General features: G+C 73.1%; 9 protein-coding genes. All 9 read left to right on the top strand.

Annotated elements, in window-relative coordinates; translation table 11 throughout:
• Positions 1 to 4,488: non-ribosomal peptide synthetase (locus tag LX15_RS07500; RefSeq protein WP_253668765.1), on the top strand; the 4,488-nt coding region annotated here is incomplete at its 5' end.
• Positions 4,489 to 4,567: 79 nt separating this feature from the next.
• Positions 4,568 to 7,873: a non-ribosomal peptide synthetase gene (locus tag LX15_RS07495; RefSeq protein ID WP_253668764.1), complete on the top strand. Its 3,306-nt coding sequence runs from the start codon at positions 4,568 to 4,570 to the stop codon at positions 7,871 to 7,873.
• Positions 7,870 to 12,363 (top strand): non-ribosomal peptide synthetase, encoded by a 4,494-nt coding sequence (locus tag LX15_RS07490; RefSeq protein ID WP_253668763.1) that lies wholly within the window; start codon positions 7,870 to 7,872, stop codon positions 12,361 to 12,363. Before LX15_RS07495 ends, LX15_RS07490 begins: the two co-directional genes overlap by 4 nt.
• A 45-nt stretch (positions 12,364 to 12,408) precedes the next feature.
• Positions 12,409 to 13,476: a 3-methyl-L-tyrosine peroxygenase-related protein gene (locus LX15_RS07485; RefSeq protein WP_253668762.1), complete on the top strand. Its 1,068-nt coding sequence runs from the start codon at positions 12,409 to 12,411 to the stop codon at positions 13,474 to 13,476.
• Entirely contained in the window at positions 13,473 to 15,863 is a 2,391-nt protein-coding gene (locus LX15_RS07480) for a M20/M25/M40 family metallo-hydrolase (protein WP_253668761.1), read from the top strand. Before LX15_RS07485 ends, LX15_RS07480 begins: the two co-directional genes overlap by 4 nt.
• 23 nt (positions 15,864 to 15,886) lie before the next feature.
• A complete protein-coding gene (locus LX15_RS07475) occupies positions 15,887 to 16,087 on the top strand; it encodes an MbtH family protein (RefSeq protein ID WP_253668760.1) in 201 nt (66 codons plus the stop codon).
• 37 nt (positions 16,088 to 16,124) lie between these two features.
• A complete protein-coding gene (locus tag LX15_RS07470; protein ID WP_253668759.1) occupies positions 16,125 to 17,165 on the top strand; it encodes a methyltransferase in 1,041 nt (346 codons plus the stop codon).
• Between the two features lie 127 nt (positions 17,166 to 17,292).
• Positions 17,293 to 18,465: an SAM-dependent methyltransferase gene (locus tag LX15_RS07465; protein WP_253668758.1), complete on the top strand. Its 1,173-nt coding sequence runs from the start codon at positions 17,293 to 17,295 to the stop codon at positions 18,463 to 18,465.
• 104 nt (positions 18,466 to 18,569) lie between these two features.
• On the top strand, positions 18,570 to 19,139 hold the full coding sequence (locus LX15_RS07460) for an alpha/beta hydrolase (RefSeq protein ID WP_253668757.1): 570 nt from the start codon (positions 18,570 to 18,572) through the stop codon (positions 19,137 to 19,139).
• Positions 19,140 to 19,169 lie beyond the last annotated feature (30 nt).

Here is a 19,169-nt window from a genome sequence, read left to right as displayed (position 1 = left end):
GAGACGGACTCCCCCAGCGAGACGGACTCCCCCAGCGAGACGGACTCCCCCAGCGAGACGGACTCCCCCAGCGAGACGGACTCTCCCGGCGGGACGGACCCCGCCCGTGCGACGGAGCTCCGGCTGGTCGGCTGCGGCCGGGCGATCCCTGACCAGTCGGTCCTGGTCGTGGACCCCCTGACCCGCGCCCGGCTGCCGGAGGGGCGGATCGGCGAGATCTGGGTGACCGGGCCGAGCGTGGCCCTGGGCTACTGGGACGACCCGGAGGCCACGGAGGAGACGTTCCTGGCCCGGCTCGCCGACCCCGACGACCCGACGGCGTGGCTGCGCACCGGGGACCTCGGCTTCCTGGTGGACGGCGAGCTGTTCGTCACCGGTCGGCACAAGGACGTGCTGGTGGTCAGGGGCCGCAACCACTACCCGCAGGACATCGAGTCCACAGTGGAACTGAGCCACCCCGCGTTCCGCCCCGGCTGCTGCGCCGTGTTCCAGTCCCGCGACGCCAGGGGCGTCGACCGGCTCGTGGCGGTGCAGGAGGTGCGGCGGAACGCCGACGCGCGCGCCGTGGCCGACGCGGTGGCCGCGGTCCGGCGCGCGGTCGCCGCTCGACACGGGGTGGCCCTGGACGACGTCGTGCTGGTCGAGCCCGGCACGGTCCCCAAGACGTCGAGCGGGAAGATCCAGCGGAGCGCCTGCCGGGACGCCTACCAGGCCGGGGCGCTCCGCCGCGTCGAGCCCGCCGCGCCCGAACAGCCCTCCCCCGCGCGATCCTCCGCCGGCAGCCATCCCCTGCGGGACGCCCTGCGCCGCGCGCCCCGGGCGGCGCGACACGCCGTCGCGCGGTCGTTCGTGGCCGAACTCGTCGCCGGGCTCGGCGGTGTGCCGGTCGAGGCCCAGGACGAGCGCGGCGGACTGCTCGACAACGGGCTCGACTCCCTGGCCGTCACGGACCTCAAGCACCGGGTGGAGCACGCCCTCGACGTCACGCTGAGCCTGCGTTCCCTGCTCACGGCCCCGGACCTGGGCGCGGTCACCCGGCACGTCCTCGACCGCGTCGACCGCGTCGACCAGGATGACCAGGTCGCCCAGGACGACCAGGTCGACCAGGTTTCTCCAGCCGACCAGGGCGACCGGAGCGACCGCGTCGGCAGCTCGGCCGACGCCATCCCCACGGCCGCATCCCCCGCCCTCGGCGCGGCACGACCGGAGCGGGCACCCGGCCATCCCCTGCCCCTCAGCCAGGGACAACGCGCCCTCTGGCTGCTGGAGCAGCTCAACCCGCACGACCCCGCCCACACCATCGCCCGCGCCGTCCGCCTGCGCGGACCACTGGACGTCGCCGCGCTGCGGTCCGCGCTGCGGGTGCTGGTCGCCCGGCACGAGGCCCTGCGCACGACCTTCACCGTCGTCGACGGCGAGCCGGTCCAGGTGGTCCACGACGACCTCGACGTCCCGCTGGACGTCGAGATGGCCGGCGGCGGCCCGGACGGCGCGCGGCGCTGGGCGGAGGACAGGGCGCGCGCGCCGTTCGACCTCGCGCGAGGCCCGCTGCTGCGCACGGCCCTGCTCGCCGAGGCCCGCGACCGGCACGTGCTGGTGTTCTCCGTCCACCACATCGTCGCCGATCTCTGGTCGCTCGGGCTGCTGGTCGAGGAACTCCGCACGCTGCTGTCCTCGCCTCGGGGCGCGGTCGCGGTCGAGGGCGGCGACGCGGCGGCGCGCCTCCCCGCCCCCGCCCCCTACCGCGAGTATGTGCGTTGGCAGGAGCGGTACCTCGCCAGCCAGGAAGCCGAGCGGGACTGGGAGTACTGGCGGGAACGCCTGGCCGGCCCACTGCCCCGACTGCGTCTGCCCACGGACCGGGTGGACCCCGCTCCCCCGGGCCCGCCGCCGACACACCGGTTCACGCTGCCGCCTGACCTGACCGCGCGCGTGCTCGGCTTCTGCCGGCGGCACGCGGCCACCCCGTTCACCACGCTGTTGGCCGCCTACCAGGCCCTGCTGCACCGGGTGACCGGCGACGACGACATCGTGGTCGGGACGCACGTGGCCGACCGGGAGTGGGCCGGCGCGGCGTCCGTCGTCGGGTACTGCGTCAACACACTGCCGCTGCGGGTCGACGTCGCGGACGACCCCACCTTCGCCGCGCTGGTCCGCCGCACCGGGGCGGTCGTGCGGGACGCGCTCCTGCACCAGCGCTTCCCGTTCCCGCTCCTGGTCGAACGACTGAACCCGCAACGCGGAGCCGACAGCACGCCGTTCTTCCGCACCTCCTTCGCCTTCCACGGCGCACGCCCCGGCGATCGGGCCGGGTTCGCCGCGCTGGACATGGGCGTGCCGGGGGTGCCGCTGACGCTGGGTCCGGTGCGGGGCGAGGCGGTGCCGGTGGAGCCGGCGGGGGCGCGGTTCGACCTCGCGCTTGTTCTGTCCGAAGTGGACGGACAACTGGTCGGCCGGTGGGAGGCCGATCCGCGCCTGTTCTCCCCGGAGGCGCTCCGTCGGCTCGCCGGCTGCTACGTGGAGTTGTTGGCGGGTGCGACGGCGGACGCCGGGCGGGCGCTGTCCCTGCTCCCGGTGCTGCCGCCGGACCAGCGGGAAGAGGCCCTGGTCCGCTGGAACCGTACGGAGCGCGAGTATGACCTGAGCGTGCCGCTGCCCCTGCTCGTCCAGCGGCAGGCGCACCAGACGCCGGAGCGCGTCGCGGTGCGCTGGCGCGGCCACGAGGTGACCTACCGCGAGCTGAACCGCCGCGCGAACCAGGTGGCTCGGCTCCTGCTGGCGCGCGGCGTGGGCGCGGAGGACCTGGTGGCGGTCCGCCTGCCCCGCACCCCGGACCTCGTCGCCACCGTCCTCGGCGTGCTCAAGAGCGGCGCCGCCTACGTCCCCCTCGACCCCGAGCACCCCGCGCGCCGAACCACGGCCATCCTGCGCGACGCCCGGCCGTCACTGCTGATCACCAACGACGCGAGCGGCGGCTGGAGCGACGACGGCGATTCCGAGGAGGCGCACGGCCTCCCGCTCCTGCGTCTGCCCGATCCCGAGGAACGCCGAACACTGCCCGACGAGGACGTCGAGACGACGGAGCGCATCGATCCACGGAACCTCGCTTACGTGCTCTACACGTCCGGCTCCACGGGCACTCCCAAGGGCGTCGCGATCGAACACCGCAGCGCCAGCAACCTCATCCACTGGGCGCTCGACACCTACACACCCGACGAACTCGCCGGAACCCTCGCCGCCACCTCGCTCTGCTTCGACCTCTCCGTCTTCGAGATCTTCACCCCACTCGCCGCCGGCACCACCATCATCCTCACCGAGAACGCCCTGGAGCTGTCCTCCCTCGACGGCGCGGACGTCACCCTGGTCAACACCGTGCCATCGGCCATCGCCGAGCTGCTGGACGTGGGCGGGATCCCGAGCAGCGTGCGCACGATCAACCTGGCTGGAGAGCCGCTCCCGGCGCGGCTGGTCCGCGCCCTGTACGAGCGCACCTCCGTCCAGCGGGTCACCAACCTCTACGGGCCGTCCGAGGCCACCACGTACGCGACGTACCAGGACCTGGGTCCGGACACGGAGGAGCCCGTCAGCATCGGGCTTCCCGTCGCGAACACCCGCGCCTACGTCCTCGACCACAACCTCCAGCCCGTCCCCACCGGAACACCGGGGCAGCTCTACCTCGCTGGAACGCCGCTCGCCCGCGCCTACCACAACAACCCCGCTCAGACAGCCACACACTTCGTCCCCAACCCCCACGCCACCACACCCGGGGACCGCCTCTACCGCACCGGAGACCTCGCCCACCGAGACCACGACGGCCACCTCCACTACCTCGGTCGCACCGACCACCAACTCAAACTCCACGGCCACCGCATCGAACCCGGCGACATCGAAGCCGCGCTCCACCACCACCCCCACACCCGAGAGGCCGTGGTCATGGCCACCGGTTCAGGGGCCGACCGCCGGCTCGTCGCCCACGTGGTGGCCGACGAGGGAACACACCCCTCGGAGCTGCGGGCCTTCCTGCTCGACCGGCTGCCCCGCGCGTGGGTGCCCAGCCACTACCGGTTCCTGCCGTCGCTCCCACTGACTCCGAACGGCAAGGTGGACCGCGCCGCCCTGGCTGATCTGTCCACTGTGGACGATGGGGTGTCGTCCCTTGTCGCTGAGTACGTCGCGCCCCGCACGGAGGCGGAGGACGTGGTGGCCAGGACGTGGGCGTCGCTGCTCGGCAGGGAGCGGGTCGGGGCGCACGACAACTTCTTCGAGCTGGGCGGCAACTCCCTGCTCGGAACCCGGCTGGCCGCGCGGCTCAGCGAGGCCTTCGGCGTGCCGGTCCCGCTGCGCGCGGTGTTCCGGCACCAGACGGTCGCCTCCCTCGCCGAGCACCTGACCGCGCTCGCCGCCACGGCCGGCGGCCCCGGTGCCCGGGAGGCGCGCCCGATCACCCGACTCCCCCGCGTCCCGTTCGACCCGGGCGGCCAACCGTGACCGCCCCCGCACCACCCCGCGCCCGAGGGCCGGTCCGTCCGCGCCGGCGGCGGCCCACGGTCTCCCCCGAGGAGCCCCGATGACCGACACGGACCCGTCGCTGGCCGGAACGTTCGTGTTCCCCGCCTCCTCCGGCCAGGAACGCCTGTGGTTCCTGCGTGAGTTCGACACCTCCGGCGGGGCCGCCTACCACCTGCACGGCGCCTTCCGCGTGGAGGGGCCGCTCGACCGGCTGGCGCTGCAACGCGCGCTCAACCACCTCGTCGCGCGCCACGAGCCGCTGCGCACCCGGTTCGCCCACGTCGACGGGCGCCTGGCCCAGGTCGTCATGCCCGGCTCGCAGGTCACGATGTCCTATGTGGACCTCTCCGGGCTCGGGGAGCGGGAGGGGGACGCGGAGGCGCTGCGGGTGTCCGAACAGGACGGACGGCGCCCGTTCCCGCTGGACCACGGGCCGCTGTTGCGGGTCACCGTGCTGCGAACCGGCGTCGCCCGGCACGTCCTGCTGGTCACGATGCACCACATCGTCGCCGACGGCTGGTCCATCGGCGTCTTCCTCGACGAGCTGGCGACCTGCTACGACGCGTTCCGTCGCGGTGAGGAGCCGACCCTGCCGGACCTGCCGGTGCAGTACGCCGACTTCACCGCGTGGAACCAGGAGTGGGTACGAAGCGCGGAGTACGCCAGGGAACGGGACTACTGGACGACGCGGCTCGCGGGCGCGCCCCAGGTCCTCGACCTGCCCACCGACCACCGACGCCCGCCCGTGCAGAGCTTCCGGGGCGCCGCGACGACCGCCGTCGTGGACGCCGCGCGCACGCGCGTGCTCCGGGACCTGGCGCGGCGACGAGACATGTCCCCGTACATGGTGCTGCTGGCGGGCTTCCAGCTCCTGCTCTCGCGGTACTCGGGGCAGACCGACCTCCTGGTGGGCACCCCGGTGGCCAACCGGGACCACCCCGACCTGGAACCGCTGATCGGGTTCTTCGCCAACACGCTCGTGCTGCGGGCGGACCTCACGGACGACCCCACCGTCGACGAGTTCCTCGACCGCACAAGGAACGGCTGCCTCGACGCGTTCGCGCACCAGCGCTTCCCGTTCGAGGACCTGGTGCGCGAGCTGCGGCCGGAGCGCGCGCCCAGCAGGAACCCGGTGTTCCAGGTGATGTTCGCGTGGGAACCGGACGCCCTGGCCCGGCCGCGGCTGGGCGACGTGACGCTCACCCGCCTGCACACCCCGACCACGACCGCGAAGTTCGACCTGACGTTGTTCGTGGCGGAGGACGGCGACGCGCTCAGGCTCACCGCCGAGTACAACACGGACCTGTTCGAGCGGAGCACGGTCGACCGGATGCTCCGGCACTACCTCGTCCTCCTTGACGGGCTCACGGGGGAACCCGGGCGACGTGCCAGCGCGCTCCCCCTGCTGTCGGCCGAGGAGCGGGACGCGGCGCTCGCCGCGTCGGCCGGCCCCGTCCTCGTCCGGCCGGCGACCACCCTGCACGGCCTGGTGGAGGACCAGGTCGACCGCGCGCCGGGCGCGACCGCGCTCGTCCACCACGGCGAGCGGCTCACCTACCGCGAGCTGAACCGCCGCGCGAACCGGATCGCCCGCCGCCTCCTCGACCTGGGCGTGGGTGTCGAGGACCTGGTGGCGATCCGTCTGCCCCGCACCCCCGACCTCGTCGCCACCGTCCTCGGCGTACTCAAGAGCGGCGCCGCCTACGTCCCCCTCGACCCGAGACATCCCCCGCACCGGACGAAGGCCGTCCTGCGGGACGCCCGCCCCAAGATCCTCATCACGGACCACACCAACGACACCGACGACACCGAGGGGAGCCACGGCGTTCCGGTGCTCGTCCCGGACCAGGACCCGCCCGGTTCCTCGTTCGACGGGAACCCCGAAACCCCGGTGGCACCACGTGATCTGGCGTACGTCCTGTACACGTCGGGGTCGACCGGCACTCCCAAGGGCGTCGCGATCGAACACCGCAGCGCCACGAATCTCATCCACTGGGCGCTCGACACCTACACACCGGACGAACTCGCCGGAACCCTCGCCGCCACGTCGCTCTGCTTCGACCTCTCCGTCTTCGAGATCTTCACACCGCTCGCCGCCGGCACCACGGTCATCCTGACCGAGAACGCGCTCGACGTCCCCACCGACACCGACCCACCGGTGACACTGATCAACACCGTGCCGTCGGCCATCGCCGAGCTGCTGGAGGCCGACCTCGTTCCCCCGACCACGCGGGTGATCAACCTGGCCGGCGAGGCACTCCCGGCCGACCTGGTGCGCCAACTCCACGCGCGCACGTCGGCCACCCGCGTCCTCAACCTCTACGGACCCTCCGAGGCGACCACCTACGTCACCTCCGCCGAGTTATCTCCGGACACGACCGACCCGGTCAGCATCGGGCTCCCGATCGCCAACACCCGCGCCTACCTCCTCGACCACAACCTCCAGCCCGTCCCGACCGGAACACCAGGACACCTCTACCTCGCCGGCACACCCCTCGCCCGCGCCTACCACCACAATCCCCGCCACACCGCCACACACTTCATCCCCAACCCCCACGCCACCACGCCGGGCGACCGCCTCTACCGCACCGGAGACCTCGCCCACCGAGACCACGACGGCCACCTGCACTTCCACGGCCGCATCGACCACCAACTCAAACTCCACGGCCACCGCATCGAACCCGGCGACATCGAAAGCGCGCTCCACCACCACCCCCACACCCGAGAGGCGATCGTCGTCGCGCACGGCGAGCGCCGGGACCGGAAACTCCTCGCCTATGTCGCGCCCACCTCGCCGGACCTCGACCACGAGGAGCTGGCCCGCGACCTCCGCGCGCACCTGGTGGCCCGGCTGCCGCACTACATGGTGCCCGCCGGTTTCGTCTTCCTGAGCCGGATTCCCCGCAACCCCAACGGGAAGGTCGACAGGACCGCGCTGCCCCCGCCCGACGACGTGGTCCTGGCCACGCGGCGGCGGCACGTCGCGCCGAGGGACCGCACCGAGAAGCGCGTCGCCGCGGTGTGGGGCGACCTCCTCGGCAGGGACCGGGTCGGCGTCCACGACGACTTCTTCGACCTGGGCGGCAACTCCCTGCTGGCGGGCCGGCTGGTGCGGGAGCTGCACCGCGAGTTCGGCGTGCGGGTCCCGCTCCGGGAGATCTTCCTGAACGCCACCGTGGCGCACGTGGCCTCGGCCATCAACGACCTCCGCGCGCTCCCCGGCCCGACGGGAGCCGCGCGCGGGTCGGCCCGTTCCGACACGGCCCTGGACGACCTGACCGACGACGAGTGGGACGCGCTGCTGCCACACGGCGCGCCCGACCTCCCCGAACGAGCCAGCACGGCGAAGGAGTGGGACCGATGACGGCGCCTCTGGACCAGCCAACCCACCGGCAGGACGGCACGGGGCCGGCGCCCGAGGACTCCCGGCGGGCGCTGGTGAGCCGGGTACTCGACGAGCACGGCATCACCAACGCGGTGGCGCTGTCGCCGGAACAGCGCCGGCTGCTGATGCTCACCAGGATGGAGCCCGGGATGCCGGACCGGGTCGTCACCGGCTACCGACTGGTGGGCGCGCTGGACCTCCCCGTGCTGCAACAGGGGCTGGCCGAGGTGACGCGGCGGCACGAAACGCTGCGCAGCGCCTTCGTGGAGGTCTCCGGCCGCACGTTGCGCGTGGTGAACCCGGCGGGCGAGCTGAACCTGGTCGAGGTCGCGCGCGATCCCCGGGAGTCGCCGGAGGAGTTCGTCCGCCACCATGCCGAGCGCGAGCTGGCGCGGCCGTTCGACCCGGCGACCGGGCCGCTGGTCAGGGCCCGGCTGCTCCGGATCGACGAGCGCGAGCACGTCCTGGTGCTGGCCGCGCACGAGCTGGTCGCCGACGAGTGGACCCCGGACCTGCTCGTGCGGGACCTCGTCGCGGCCTGCCGCCGTCTGGCCGCCACCGACGACGACGCCGAGGCCCCAGCCGACGCACCGTCCTACACCGAATACGCCCGGTGGCGCCAGGAGCGGTCGCGCGGCGAGGAGCACTCACGGCAGCTCGCGTTCTGGCGGGAGCGGCTCGCGGACCTGCCCCCGCTGCCGCTGCCCACCGACCACGTCCGCCCCGCGACCAAGACCTACCGCGACAACTCCGTCCACATTGGACTGTCGCCGAGCGTGGCCGAGGCGGTGGAGGACCTCGCGCGCCGCCTGGCCGTGCCCCCGGAGACCGTGGTGCTCACCGGGTTCCAGGTCGTCCTCTCCCGCTACGCGCGCCACACCGACGTCACCGTGGGCGTCAGGACCTCGGTGCGCGGGGACCGGTGGCGGGACCTGCTCGGCCCCGCCGGCAACACCGTCGTGCTGCGCACGGACCTGTCCGGCGACCCCACCGTCGCCGAGGCGGTCCGGCGGGTCGCGTCCGTGGCCGAGGAGGCCGCGCGGCACGGCGAGGTCCTGTTCGGCGCGCTGGTGGACGGCCTCCAGACGCGCCGCGACGTCAGCCGGACCCCGTTCTTCCAGGTCATGTTCGCCTACCGGGACGCGAGGTGGACCCTGCGGGACGCGCGGGGGCTGACCGTCTCGCCGTACCCGCTGCCCGTCGGCCGGACCGCCGTCGACCTCGCGCTCACCGCCGTCCGCACCCCGTCCGGCCTGTCGCTGCGCCTCGACCACAACACGGACCTGCACGAGCCGGACACGGCCCGACGACTGCTCGGCCACCTCAGGACGCTGCTGTCCGCGATGACCGAGCCGGCCCGACCGGTCGCCGAGCTGCCCCTGCTCACCCCCGAGGAACAGGACACGGTCCTGCGCGCGTGGAACGACACCGCCGAGGACTACCCGGCCGACCTGCTGCTGCACCAGCTCGTGGAGGCGCAGGTCGCGCGCACCCCGCGCGCGGTGGCCGTGAGCTGCGGCGGGAACCAGGTGACCTACCGGGAGCTGAACGAGCGCGCCAACCAGCTCGCGCACCACCTGCGGGAGCGCGGTCTCGGCGTGGAGGGCCGCGTCGCGATCTGCCTGGAGCGGTCGGTGGAGATGGTGGTCGCGATGCTGGGCGTGCTCAAGGCCGGCGGCGCGTACGTGCCGTTGGACCCGGAGTACCCGGTGGAACGGCTGCGGTACCTGCTGTCCGACAGCGCCGCGCGGATCCTGGTCACCCAGCGCGAGCTGGTGGCCGGTCTGCCCGAGGGCGCCGCGGACCTGCTCCTGGTGGACGAGGACTGGCCGGAGGTGGCCCGCGCGCCCCGGCACGACCCGGAGCCGGTGGCCCGGCCGGACAACCTCGCGTACCTCATCTACACCTCGGGGTCCACGGGGCAGCCCAAGGGCGTGATGCTCACCCACCGGGGCGCGGTGAACAACCTGACCTGGCGGCAACGGCACTGGCCGCTCACCGCGGACGACCGCGTCCTCCAGAACCACTCGTTCAGCTTCGACCCCTCGCTGTGGGCCACGTTCTGGCCCCTGCTGGCCGGCGCGCGCACCGTGGTCACGTTGCCCGGCCAGAAGTACGACAGCACGGCGCTGGTCCGCCTGCTCCGGGAGGAGGGGATCACCCTCTACGCGGCGGTGCCCTCGCTCAACGCGGTCCTGATGGAGGAGCCGGGCATCGAGGAGTGCGTGAGCGTCCGCACCGTGCAGAGTGGGGCGGAGATGCTCACCGGCGGCCTCCAGCGCGCCGTCTTCTCCAAGCTGGACGCCGAACTCGTCAACTTCTACGGCCCGACCGAGACCACAGTGGACTCCACGGCCTGGGTCTGCCCCCGGGTGGAGGACCCGGGTCCGGCCCCCGTGGGCCGGCCGGTGGCGAACCTGCGGGTCCACATCCTCGACGACCACGCCCGCCCGGTGCCCGCCGGCGTCCCGGGACACCTCTGCGTGGGCGGCGTGGGCCTGGCCAGGGGCTACCACAACCGGCCGGGTCTGACGGCCGGCCGGTTCGTGCCCGACCCGTTCGGCATCGAGCCGGGCGGACGGCTCTACCGCACCGGCGACATCGGCCGCTACCGCCCCGACGGCGTGATCGAGTTCGTTGGCAGGGCGGACAACCAGGTCAAGGTCCGGGGTTACCGGATCGAGCTGGGCGAGGTGGAGGCCGCGCTGGCCCGGCACCCCGACGTCAGGGAGGCGGTCGCGCTGGCCAGGGAGGACACGCCGGGGGACCGGCGACTGGTCGGCTACGTGACCAGGGTCGAGGGCAGCGCCCTCCAGCCGAACGCGGTGTCGGCCTTCCTGGAGGAGTTCCTGCCGTCCTACATGGCGCCCTCGGCGATCGTGGTGCTCGACGAGTTCCCGGTCACCCCCAACGGCAAGGTGGACCGCGCCGCGCTGCCCGCTCCGGGAGACCTCGGGGCGGCCCACGGCGAGGTCGTGCCGCCGCGCACCCCGCTGGAGGAGGAGGTCGCCGCCCTGTTCGCCAGGGCGCTGGGCGTGGAGCGGGTCGGGGTGACCCAGGACTTCTTCGAGCTGGGCGGCTCCTCGCTGGTGCTCGCGCGCCTGGCCTCGCAGTTGCTCCACCACTTCCGGATCTCGTTGCCCGTGCACCAGCTCTTCAAGGTCCCGACCGTGGCCGGCGTGGCCGAGACCGTGCGGGAGGGCCAGCGGGACGGGGTCCGCACCGCGCTCACCGCGCAGCACATGACGCGGTTGGAGAACGACGCCACGCTGCCCGAGGACATCAGGCCGGACGGACTGCCGTCGGCGCGGTTCCTCGACCCGGACGTGGTGCTGCTGACCGGGGCGACCGGCTACCTGGGCGCGTTCCTGTTGGAGCAGGTGCTGCGCCGCACCCGCGCCGACGTCTACTGCCTGGTGAGGGCGAGAAGCCAGGAGCACGCGTTCGAGCGGTTGCGCGACACCATGCGTCAGTACCTGATCTGGGACGACGCGTACGCCGGGCGCATCCGCCCGTTGGTGGGTGATCTCGGGCGGCCCCGGCTCGGGCTGTCGGAGGAGCGGTGGCACGAGTTGTGCGGCGTGGTCGACTCGATCTACCACTGCGGCGCGACCGTCAACTTCGTCTACCCGTACTCCGCGCTGCGCAAGCCCAACGTGGGGGGAACGCGGGAACTGCTGCGGCTGGCCTGCACCGAGCGGCTGAAGGGCTTCCACCACGTCTCCACCGCCGACGTCGTGCTGGCCAGCCACATGCCCAGGCCGCTGCTGGAGGACGAGACGGCGTTGAGGACGCCCAGCGACGACCCTGGCGGCTACACCGGCAGCAAGTGGGTCGCCGAGAAGATCGCGAACATCGCGCGACGGCGCGGCGTGCCGGTGTCGATCTACCGGCCGGGCCTGATCCTCGGCCACACCACGACCGGCGCGACCCAGCCCGAGGACTATCTCGTGGTCTCCTTCCGCGGGTTCGTCGCGATGGGCGTGGTCCCGGACTACCCGCGCATCCTCGACGCGGTCCCCGTGGACTACGTGGCCGCCGCGATCACGCACATCTCCCTGCGCGAGGAGGGGATCGGCGAGATCTACCACCTGTTCAACCCGGCCCCGGTGAGCATCCGGCGGTTCTGCGACTGGATCCGCTCCTTCGGCTACGACTTCCGGATCGTGCCCTTCGAGGAGGCCAGGGAGCTGGCGTTGCGGGTCCGGCCGGGCCACCCGCTGTACTCCATGGTCCCGCTCATCAGGGACGCCGAGGTCGAGCCGCAGCGGTCGCTGGACCCCGAGCTGATCGACGAGGTCCGGCCGGAGCTGGAGTGCCGCAACACCCTGCGGTTGCTGGCCGGCAGCGGGATCTCCTGCCCGCCGGCCGACGAGCGGCAGGCGCACCTGGTGCTGCGGTACCTGGTCGAGCACGGCCACCTGGAGTCCCCGGAGGCCGCGCGCGCCGCCGCGCGGCCGCCCTCCTGACGTCCCCCACCGTTCGGCGCCCCCGTCCTGCCGAGGGAGAACCCGATGACCGTCAGCGACTTCTACCTGTTGCGCCCGCAGGACCTGCCGACCTCGGCGCGCGCCCTGGCGCCCGAGCCGGGAGGGGCGGCCGCCGCCGCCCTGGCCACCGTGCTCGACGGACCCCGCGACCGCTCCGACGAGGAGGAGTTGGCCGTGCTCCGCGCGGCGCTGCGCACCCTCGGGTTCTCCCCCGCCGAGGTCGCGGTCGTGACCGACGACCCCGAGGAGTCGGCGGGGAACCGGGCCAACGACAGCGCGTTCCGCTTCGTGCGGGTCAGGGGCGAGGTGTCCCGGGTGCTCACCCACTCCGTGCTCCAGGGGTACGCGACGCTGCTGGAGGAGGCGTTGACGACGGGCACCGACCTGTCCCCCGAGCGGTGGTGGCTGTTGCGCGGGGCGCTGCGCCAGCTCCTGCGCCTGGTGTCCGGGGACGTCACGGCGCTGCACGAACAGCGGGGGCCCGGCACCCCGCGCCTGCCGGCCAGGCCGACGGCCTACCGGAACAACGAGGCGCTGCGCCGCTGGACCAGGGGCCACCACGTGTTCATGGTCATCGTGCAGGGCCTGGTGATCACCCTCAACGGGTTCGCCCACCACGCGCGGCGCGGCGAGATCCCGGAGGCACAGCGGATGCTGGAGGTCGGCACGGTCGTCATGTGGGGCGCGGAGGGCGCGTTGCGCTTCACCGGCGACTTCCCGTACTCGGAGTACCAGCGGAGCATCCGGCCGACCCTGATGCCGCCGACGGCGCCGCCGGACATGAGCGGGTTGCGCTGGCGGGACCACGAGTACCTCGTCAGGGTGCTCGCCGGCATGCGCTCGTTGTTCGCCCGGCTCGACCCCCAACTGGAGCCGCAGCGGGCGAGGTTCCTGGAGGCGTTCACCGCGACCTACGACTCGCACCGCTCGGTGTGCGCGCACTTCGTGGGCACCGAGCAGACCAGCGTGCTCATGGCCACCCGGTCCTCCCGTTCGGCGGTGTCCACACTGGAGCACTTCAAGCGGGTCCGGAGTGGACTGATGCGGGCGAGGGAACAGGATCGGGGCGACGACTCCGGGACCGTCTCGTGAGCCCACCGAACCCGGCGTGGGGTGTGGCGGCACCAGTCGGCGGGGACAGCTCCTCCCTCGCCGCGCTGGTGGTGGTCGTGCTCGTCGTCGCGGCGGTCCTCGCGGCGTTCCGGGCCTTGCGGACCCCTCCGGTGGTGCCGGTGGACGCCGACGAGCGGGTCTTCTCGGCGCCGCGCGCGATGCGGCACGTCGAGGAGATCGCGCGGGCTCCCCGGCCGGTGGGGTCGGCCGAGCACACCAGGGTGCGTGAGTACCTGCTGGACCAGCTCTCCGCGCTCGGCCTCTCCCCGGAGACGCAGCAGGCGGTCGCGATCAACGAGATCGACGGCATGGAACGGGGAACGCGGTTCCGCGCGGCGGGCGAGGTGCGCAACGTCGTCGCGGTCGTGCCCGGCGCTCCGGGCGCGGAGACCCGCCCCGCCGTGCTGCTCGTGGCGCACTACGACTCGGTCCCGTCCGGGCCGGGAGCCAACGACAACGGCGCCGCCGTCGCGACGCTGTTGGAGACGGCCAGGGCGTTGCTGGCCACCACGACCCCACTCCGCAACGACGTCATCCTGCTGTTCACCGATGCCGAGGAGGTCGGGCAGCTCGGCGCGCGGGCGTTCGTCGAGCGGCACCCGCTGCGGCAGCGCGTGGGCGTGGTGCTGAACTTCGAGGCCCGCGGCAGCCGGGGGGCGGTGCTGATGTTCGAGACCGGTCCCGGCAACGCGCGCCTCGTGCGACTGCTCGCCGGGACGGCCCGTCGGCCGTACGCCTCGTCCTTGTTCCACGAGGTCTACCAGCGGATGCCGAACATGACGGACTTCGCCGTGTTCCGCGACGCCGGGCTCCCCGGGCTCAATTTCGCCTACATCGACGGCTACACGCACTACCACGGCGCGTCGGACACTCCAGGGGCGGTGAGCCGGGACAGCCTGCAACACCAGGGAGAACTGGCGCTCGGGCTCGCACGCCGGCTGGGAGAAGCCGATCTGACGAAATTGACCACCGGCGACGACGCGGTCTTCTTCCCGCTGCCCGGTGGGCTGGCCCGCTACCCCGCCTCCTGGTCGCCGCCGCTTACCGCCGGCACGCTCGCACTGTGGGCGACGGTCATTGTTTGGTCCATAGTGGACAGTGTTGGTCGGATCTGGGAGAGGTTTCTCGGCGTGGCCCTCGGCACGGCGGTCGGCGTGCTCTGGCTGGCCGTGGTGGTGCTCACGGTCGGGACACTGCTCCGAGGTATCGCCGCCAGGACTCCGGAGTTCCCGTTCTACGGCCATCCCCGGCGTGGTGGGCTCGCCTACCTCGTCGCCCTGGTGTCCGCGACAGTCGGCTCCTACGCCCTCCTGGTCGAGGCCCTGCGCCCCCATCTGGACCTCGCCGCACTGGCGGTCGGCGGGACGGTGTGGTGGGCGGTCCTGACGCTCGCGACCGCACGCCGCGTGGCCAGCGCGAACTACCTGGCCCAGTGGCCGCTCCTGTCCAGCGCTCTCGGCATGGCCGTCGCCCTCATGGCACCGGACGTCACGGTCGCCAGGCTCGTGGGGCTGGCGCTCTGTGTTGTCGCACCGGTCTTCCTCCTGGCCCCGCTCGTCCACCTCACCTTCGTGGGACTGCTGCTCAGGGGATCGGCCGTGCCGACCGCGGTGATCGGCCTGTTGGCGATGCTGCTGACACCGGCCGTCGACGTGGTCACCGCCGCCACCGGCTGGGCGCTGCCCGCCCTCGCGGGGCTCACCGCGCTGGTCAGCCTCGCCCTGGCAGCACGGGCAGCACTCACACCACCGTCCACTTCGGACGGTTTTGTCGGCGTCCTCTACGCGCTGGACGGGGACACCGGCGAAGCTCTCTGGGCGACGGTGGACGACCACCACCACGCACGCCTGGCTCCGGGAGAGAAGGTCGACCGCGACCGGCTCCGCGAGTTCCTCCCCCACTCGCTCCACCGGTACCGACGGCTCCCGGCTCCGGCGCTCCCCCTGCCCGCTCCGGCCGTGACGGTCGTCAACGACCGGACCGAGGAAGGCCGCCGCCGGATCGGCCTCGTCCTCACCTCGGCCAGGGACGCCACCGAGGCGGTCCTCGTCGTGTCCGGAGCACCCGTCCTGTCCTACGCCGTCGAGGGCGTCCCCGCTCCCGTCTCCCGCGAACCCTCGGCCGACTGGTGCCTGTGGCTGCACGCCCTCCCCCGCCGGGGCTACCGCGTCGACCTCGTCGTGCCCGAGGGGCGTCGCGTCGTCCTGCGGGTCGTGGACCGCCGACGCGGCCTGCCCCCGTCGGCCCCCTCGGCCCCGGCGGCCGACCCCGACCACCTCGCCGCACCACCGCCGGCGCCGGCGCCGACCCTCGGGCCGGGGACCGCCTGCGGGGCCACCCACGTCAGCACCACCACCAGCCTCTAGCCAACGAAGGAAAGGAGCCGCCCATGCCCGGATTCCTGGACGACGACGACACCACCGTGCGCTGCCGGGTCGTCGTCAACGACGAGGAGCAGTACTCGATCTGGCCCGCCGACCGGGAGAACCCACCCGGCTGGCGGGACGCGGGCTTCGCCGGCACCCGCCAGGAGTGCCTGGCCCACATCGAGCGGACCTGGACCGACATGCGGCCCCGCTCGCTGCGCTGACGCGCGCCCTCCCCCACCTCCCCCGAAAGGACCCCCGATGTCCGCCCACGCCGACCTCACGCTCGACGACCTCACGCCGATCCTGTTCGGCCACGCCGCCTTCCAGTGCCTCAACGCGGGGTGCGAGCTGGGCCTGTTCCCGCTGTTGCAGCGCGAGCCCCACCTCAGCAGGGAGGAGGTGCGCGACCGGCTCGGGCTCGCCGACCGCGCGGTCGACATCCTGCTGCTGGGCACCACCTCGCTCCGGCTGACCCGCAGGGTGGACGGCCGCTACCGCAACGCGCCCGTGATCGACCAGCTCTTCCGGGACGGCCAGTGGGAGATCTTCGCCAACGTGGTCGCGTTCGAGGCACACATCGTCTACGAGGGACAGGCCGACTTCGTGGCGTCGTTGCGCGACAACACCAACGTCGGCCTGCGCCGCATCCGGGGCACCGGACGGGACCTCTACCACCGGTTCGCCGAGAACCCGCACCTGGAACGGGTCTTCTACCGGTACATGCGGTCGTGGTCGGAGCTGGCCAACCCCGCGCTGCTCAAGGAGGTCGACTTCGGCGGCGTCAAGAAGGTGCTCGACGTGGGCGGCGGCGACGGGGTCAACGCCATCGCCCTGGCCCAGGCGCACCCGCACCTGGAGGTCACCGTGCTGGAGATCCCGGCGACCGGGCCGATCACCCGGCGCAGGGTGGCCGACAGCGGCCTGTCGGAGCGGATCACCGTGCACGAGTGCGACATGTTCCGCGACCCGTTCCCCACCGGGGCCGACTGCGTGCTGTTCTCCCACCAGCTCGTGATCTGGGACCCGGAGCGGAACGTGGAGCTGCTGCGGCGGGCGCACGCGGCGCTGCCGCCGGGCGGCCAGGTCGTCATCTTCAGCTCGATCTCCGACGACGACGGGGACGGCCCGCTGATGGCCGCGCTCGACAGCGTCTACTTCGCGGCGCTGCCCGCCGAGGGCGGCATGATCTACGCCTGGCGGCAGTACGAGGAGTGGCTGCGCGCGGCCGGCTTCGCCAGGAGCAGACGGGTCCCCTGCGCCTCGTGGACGCCCCACGGGATCCTCGTCGCCACCAGGTGACCGGGGTCGACGCGCGCGGTGCGTGCTCCCCGGCGCGCACTCGCGCTCCCCCACCACGGGCCTGGGCCGACGCATCGACCCGTTCCCCCTCCCCCGCTCCCAGGGCGCCCGATCGGAGTTCCGCGCGATGGCACGACCCCACGACCCCGCCGCCCCCGTCCCCCCGACACCGCTGCCGGTCGACGTGCCGGCGGCCGAGCTGCTCAACGGGTTCATCGGCAGCCACGTCCTCTACGCGCTCACGGTGACGGGTGTGCTGGACGCCCTGGTCGTCACCGGCCCCGCTCCCGTCCCCGTCGCCGACCTCGCCGAGGTCGGCGACGCGGAGCCGTCCGTCCTGCGCGCGTTGCTGCGGACCGCCCACCGGCTCGGGCTGGTGGCCCTCGACGAGGAGGGCGACGCGGTGGAGTTGACCACCGCCGGACACCAGGCGTACCGCGTGCGCGGGTACTTCACCGCCTCGGTGGGCGGGTTCGGCGACGTCTTCCGGCATCTGGACACGTTGCTCACGTGGCCGGACGAGTTCGGCAGGTCGGTGCTCCAGAACGGGCACTACACCGCGCTGGGCTGCGCGCAGAACTGGAGCTTCCAGCGGCCGATCTTCGACGAGGCCACCGGGGACCTCGGCTTCGCCAAGGTCGCCGACATCGGCTGCGGCGCGGCGGCGCGGCTCATCCACCTCGTCGGGGCGCGGCCGGACGCGGTGGGCGTCGGCGTGGACGTCAGCGGCGAGGCGTGCCAGCTCGCCAGGCAGAACGTCAAGAGCGCCGGGCTGGACGACCGGATCACGATCGTGCAGGCGGACATGAGGGACGTGGTCGCCTCGCCAAGGTCCTTCCCCCAGGTCGCCGACGCCGACCTGGTCACGTCGTACTTCATCCTGCACCACTTCGTGGGCGAGCGGGTGGGTGGACGGCCGTTCCTCGCGGCGCTGCGCTCGGCCTTCCCGCAGGCGCGGCACTTCGTCTTCGCCGACGGTTTCCGGGAGCCGGCGGAGGGCTCGGTCAGCACGGACTCCGTCGGCGGCGGCTCCGTGGGCGCGGACTCCGTCGGCACGGGCTCGGCGGGCACGGGCTCGGTGGGCACGGGCTCGGTGGGCACGGCGCCCGGCGGCGCGCCCTCCCCGTTGTTCACGCTGGCCTACCAGCTCTTCCACGACTTCACCGGCGTTCCACTGTGGACGCACGCCGAGCAGCGGGACATGTTCCTCGACACCGGCTACGTGATCGAGCGGGAGCTGCCGTTCGGCCATCCGCTGGAGTGGCTGTTCGTGCTGTCCCCCGCTCCTGGCCCCGCCTGACCGTGCCTGATCGTGCCTGACCGTGCTCTCCCCGCCGATCCCGACCCTTCCCGACCCTTCCCACCCTTCCCGACCCGGCGCGACGCCCGACGGAGGTGACCGAGGTGCCCACGCCGCCCACACGATCCACTGTGGACAAACCACGCGTCGTCTACGTCCACGGGAACCGCACCATGCGGTGGTCGACGGCGTGGGCGCCCTGGCTGCGCGACGAGCTGGCCGCGCTGGGCTTCGAGACCGTCTTCGAGACCTTCCCCGACTCGATCGCCGCCCGCCGGGAGTACTGGCTGCCCTTCCTGCGCGACCACCTCGCCGTCGGCGAGGACGACGTGCTGCTCGGCTGGTCCTCCGGCGCCGTGGCCGCCCTGCGCCACCTGGAGGAGCACCGGCTGCGCGGCGCCGTGCTCGTCTCGCCCTACACCAGCCTCGACGACGAGCTGGAACGCGCGAGCGGCTACTTCGACCAGCCGTGGAACTGGGAGGCGATCCGGGCCAACGCGGGGTCGGCGGCGGTCTTCTGGGGCTCCGACGACCCGTTCATCCCCCGCGAGCAGTTCACGTTCGTGGTCGACGCGCTCGACGCCACCTCGTTCGAGATCCTCGGCGGCGGCCACTTCGAGCACAGGACGGAGTTCCCCGAACTGCTCGAATACCTCCGGACGACGTACTCGTGAACCGGGGGGAGAGACGCGGCCGGCCGCGCC

Source organism: Streptoalloteichus tenebrarius, assembly GCF_024171885.1.
Classification (GTDB): Bacteria; Actinomycetota; Actinomycetes; order Mycobacteriales; family Pseudonocardiaceae; genus Streptoalloteichus; species Streptoalloteichus tenebrarius.
Note: the sequence above shows the minus strand (reverse complement) of the source record. Positions and strands in the feature narration are given on the sequence as shown.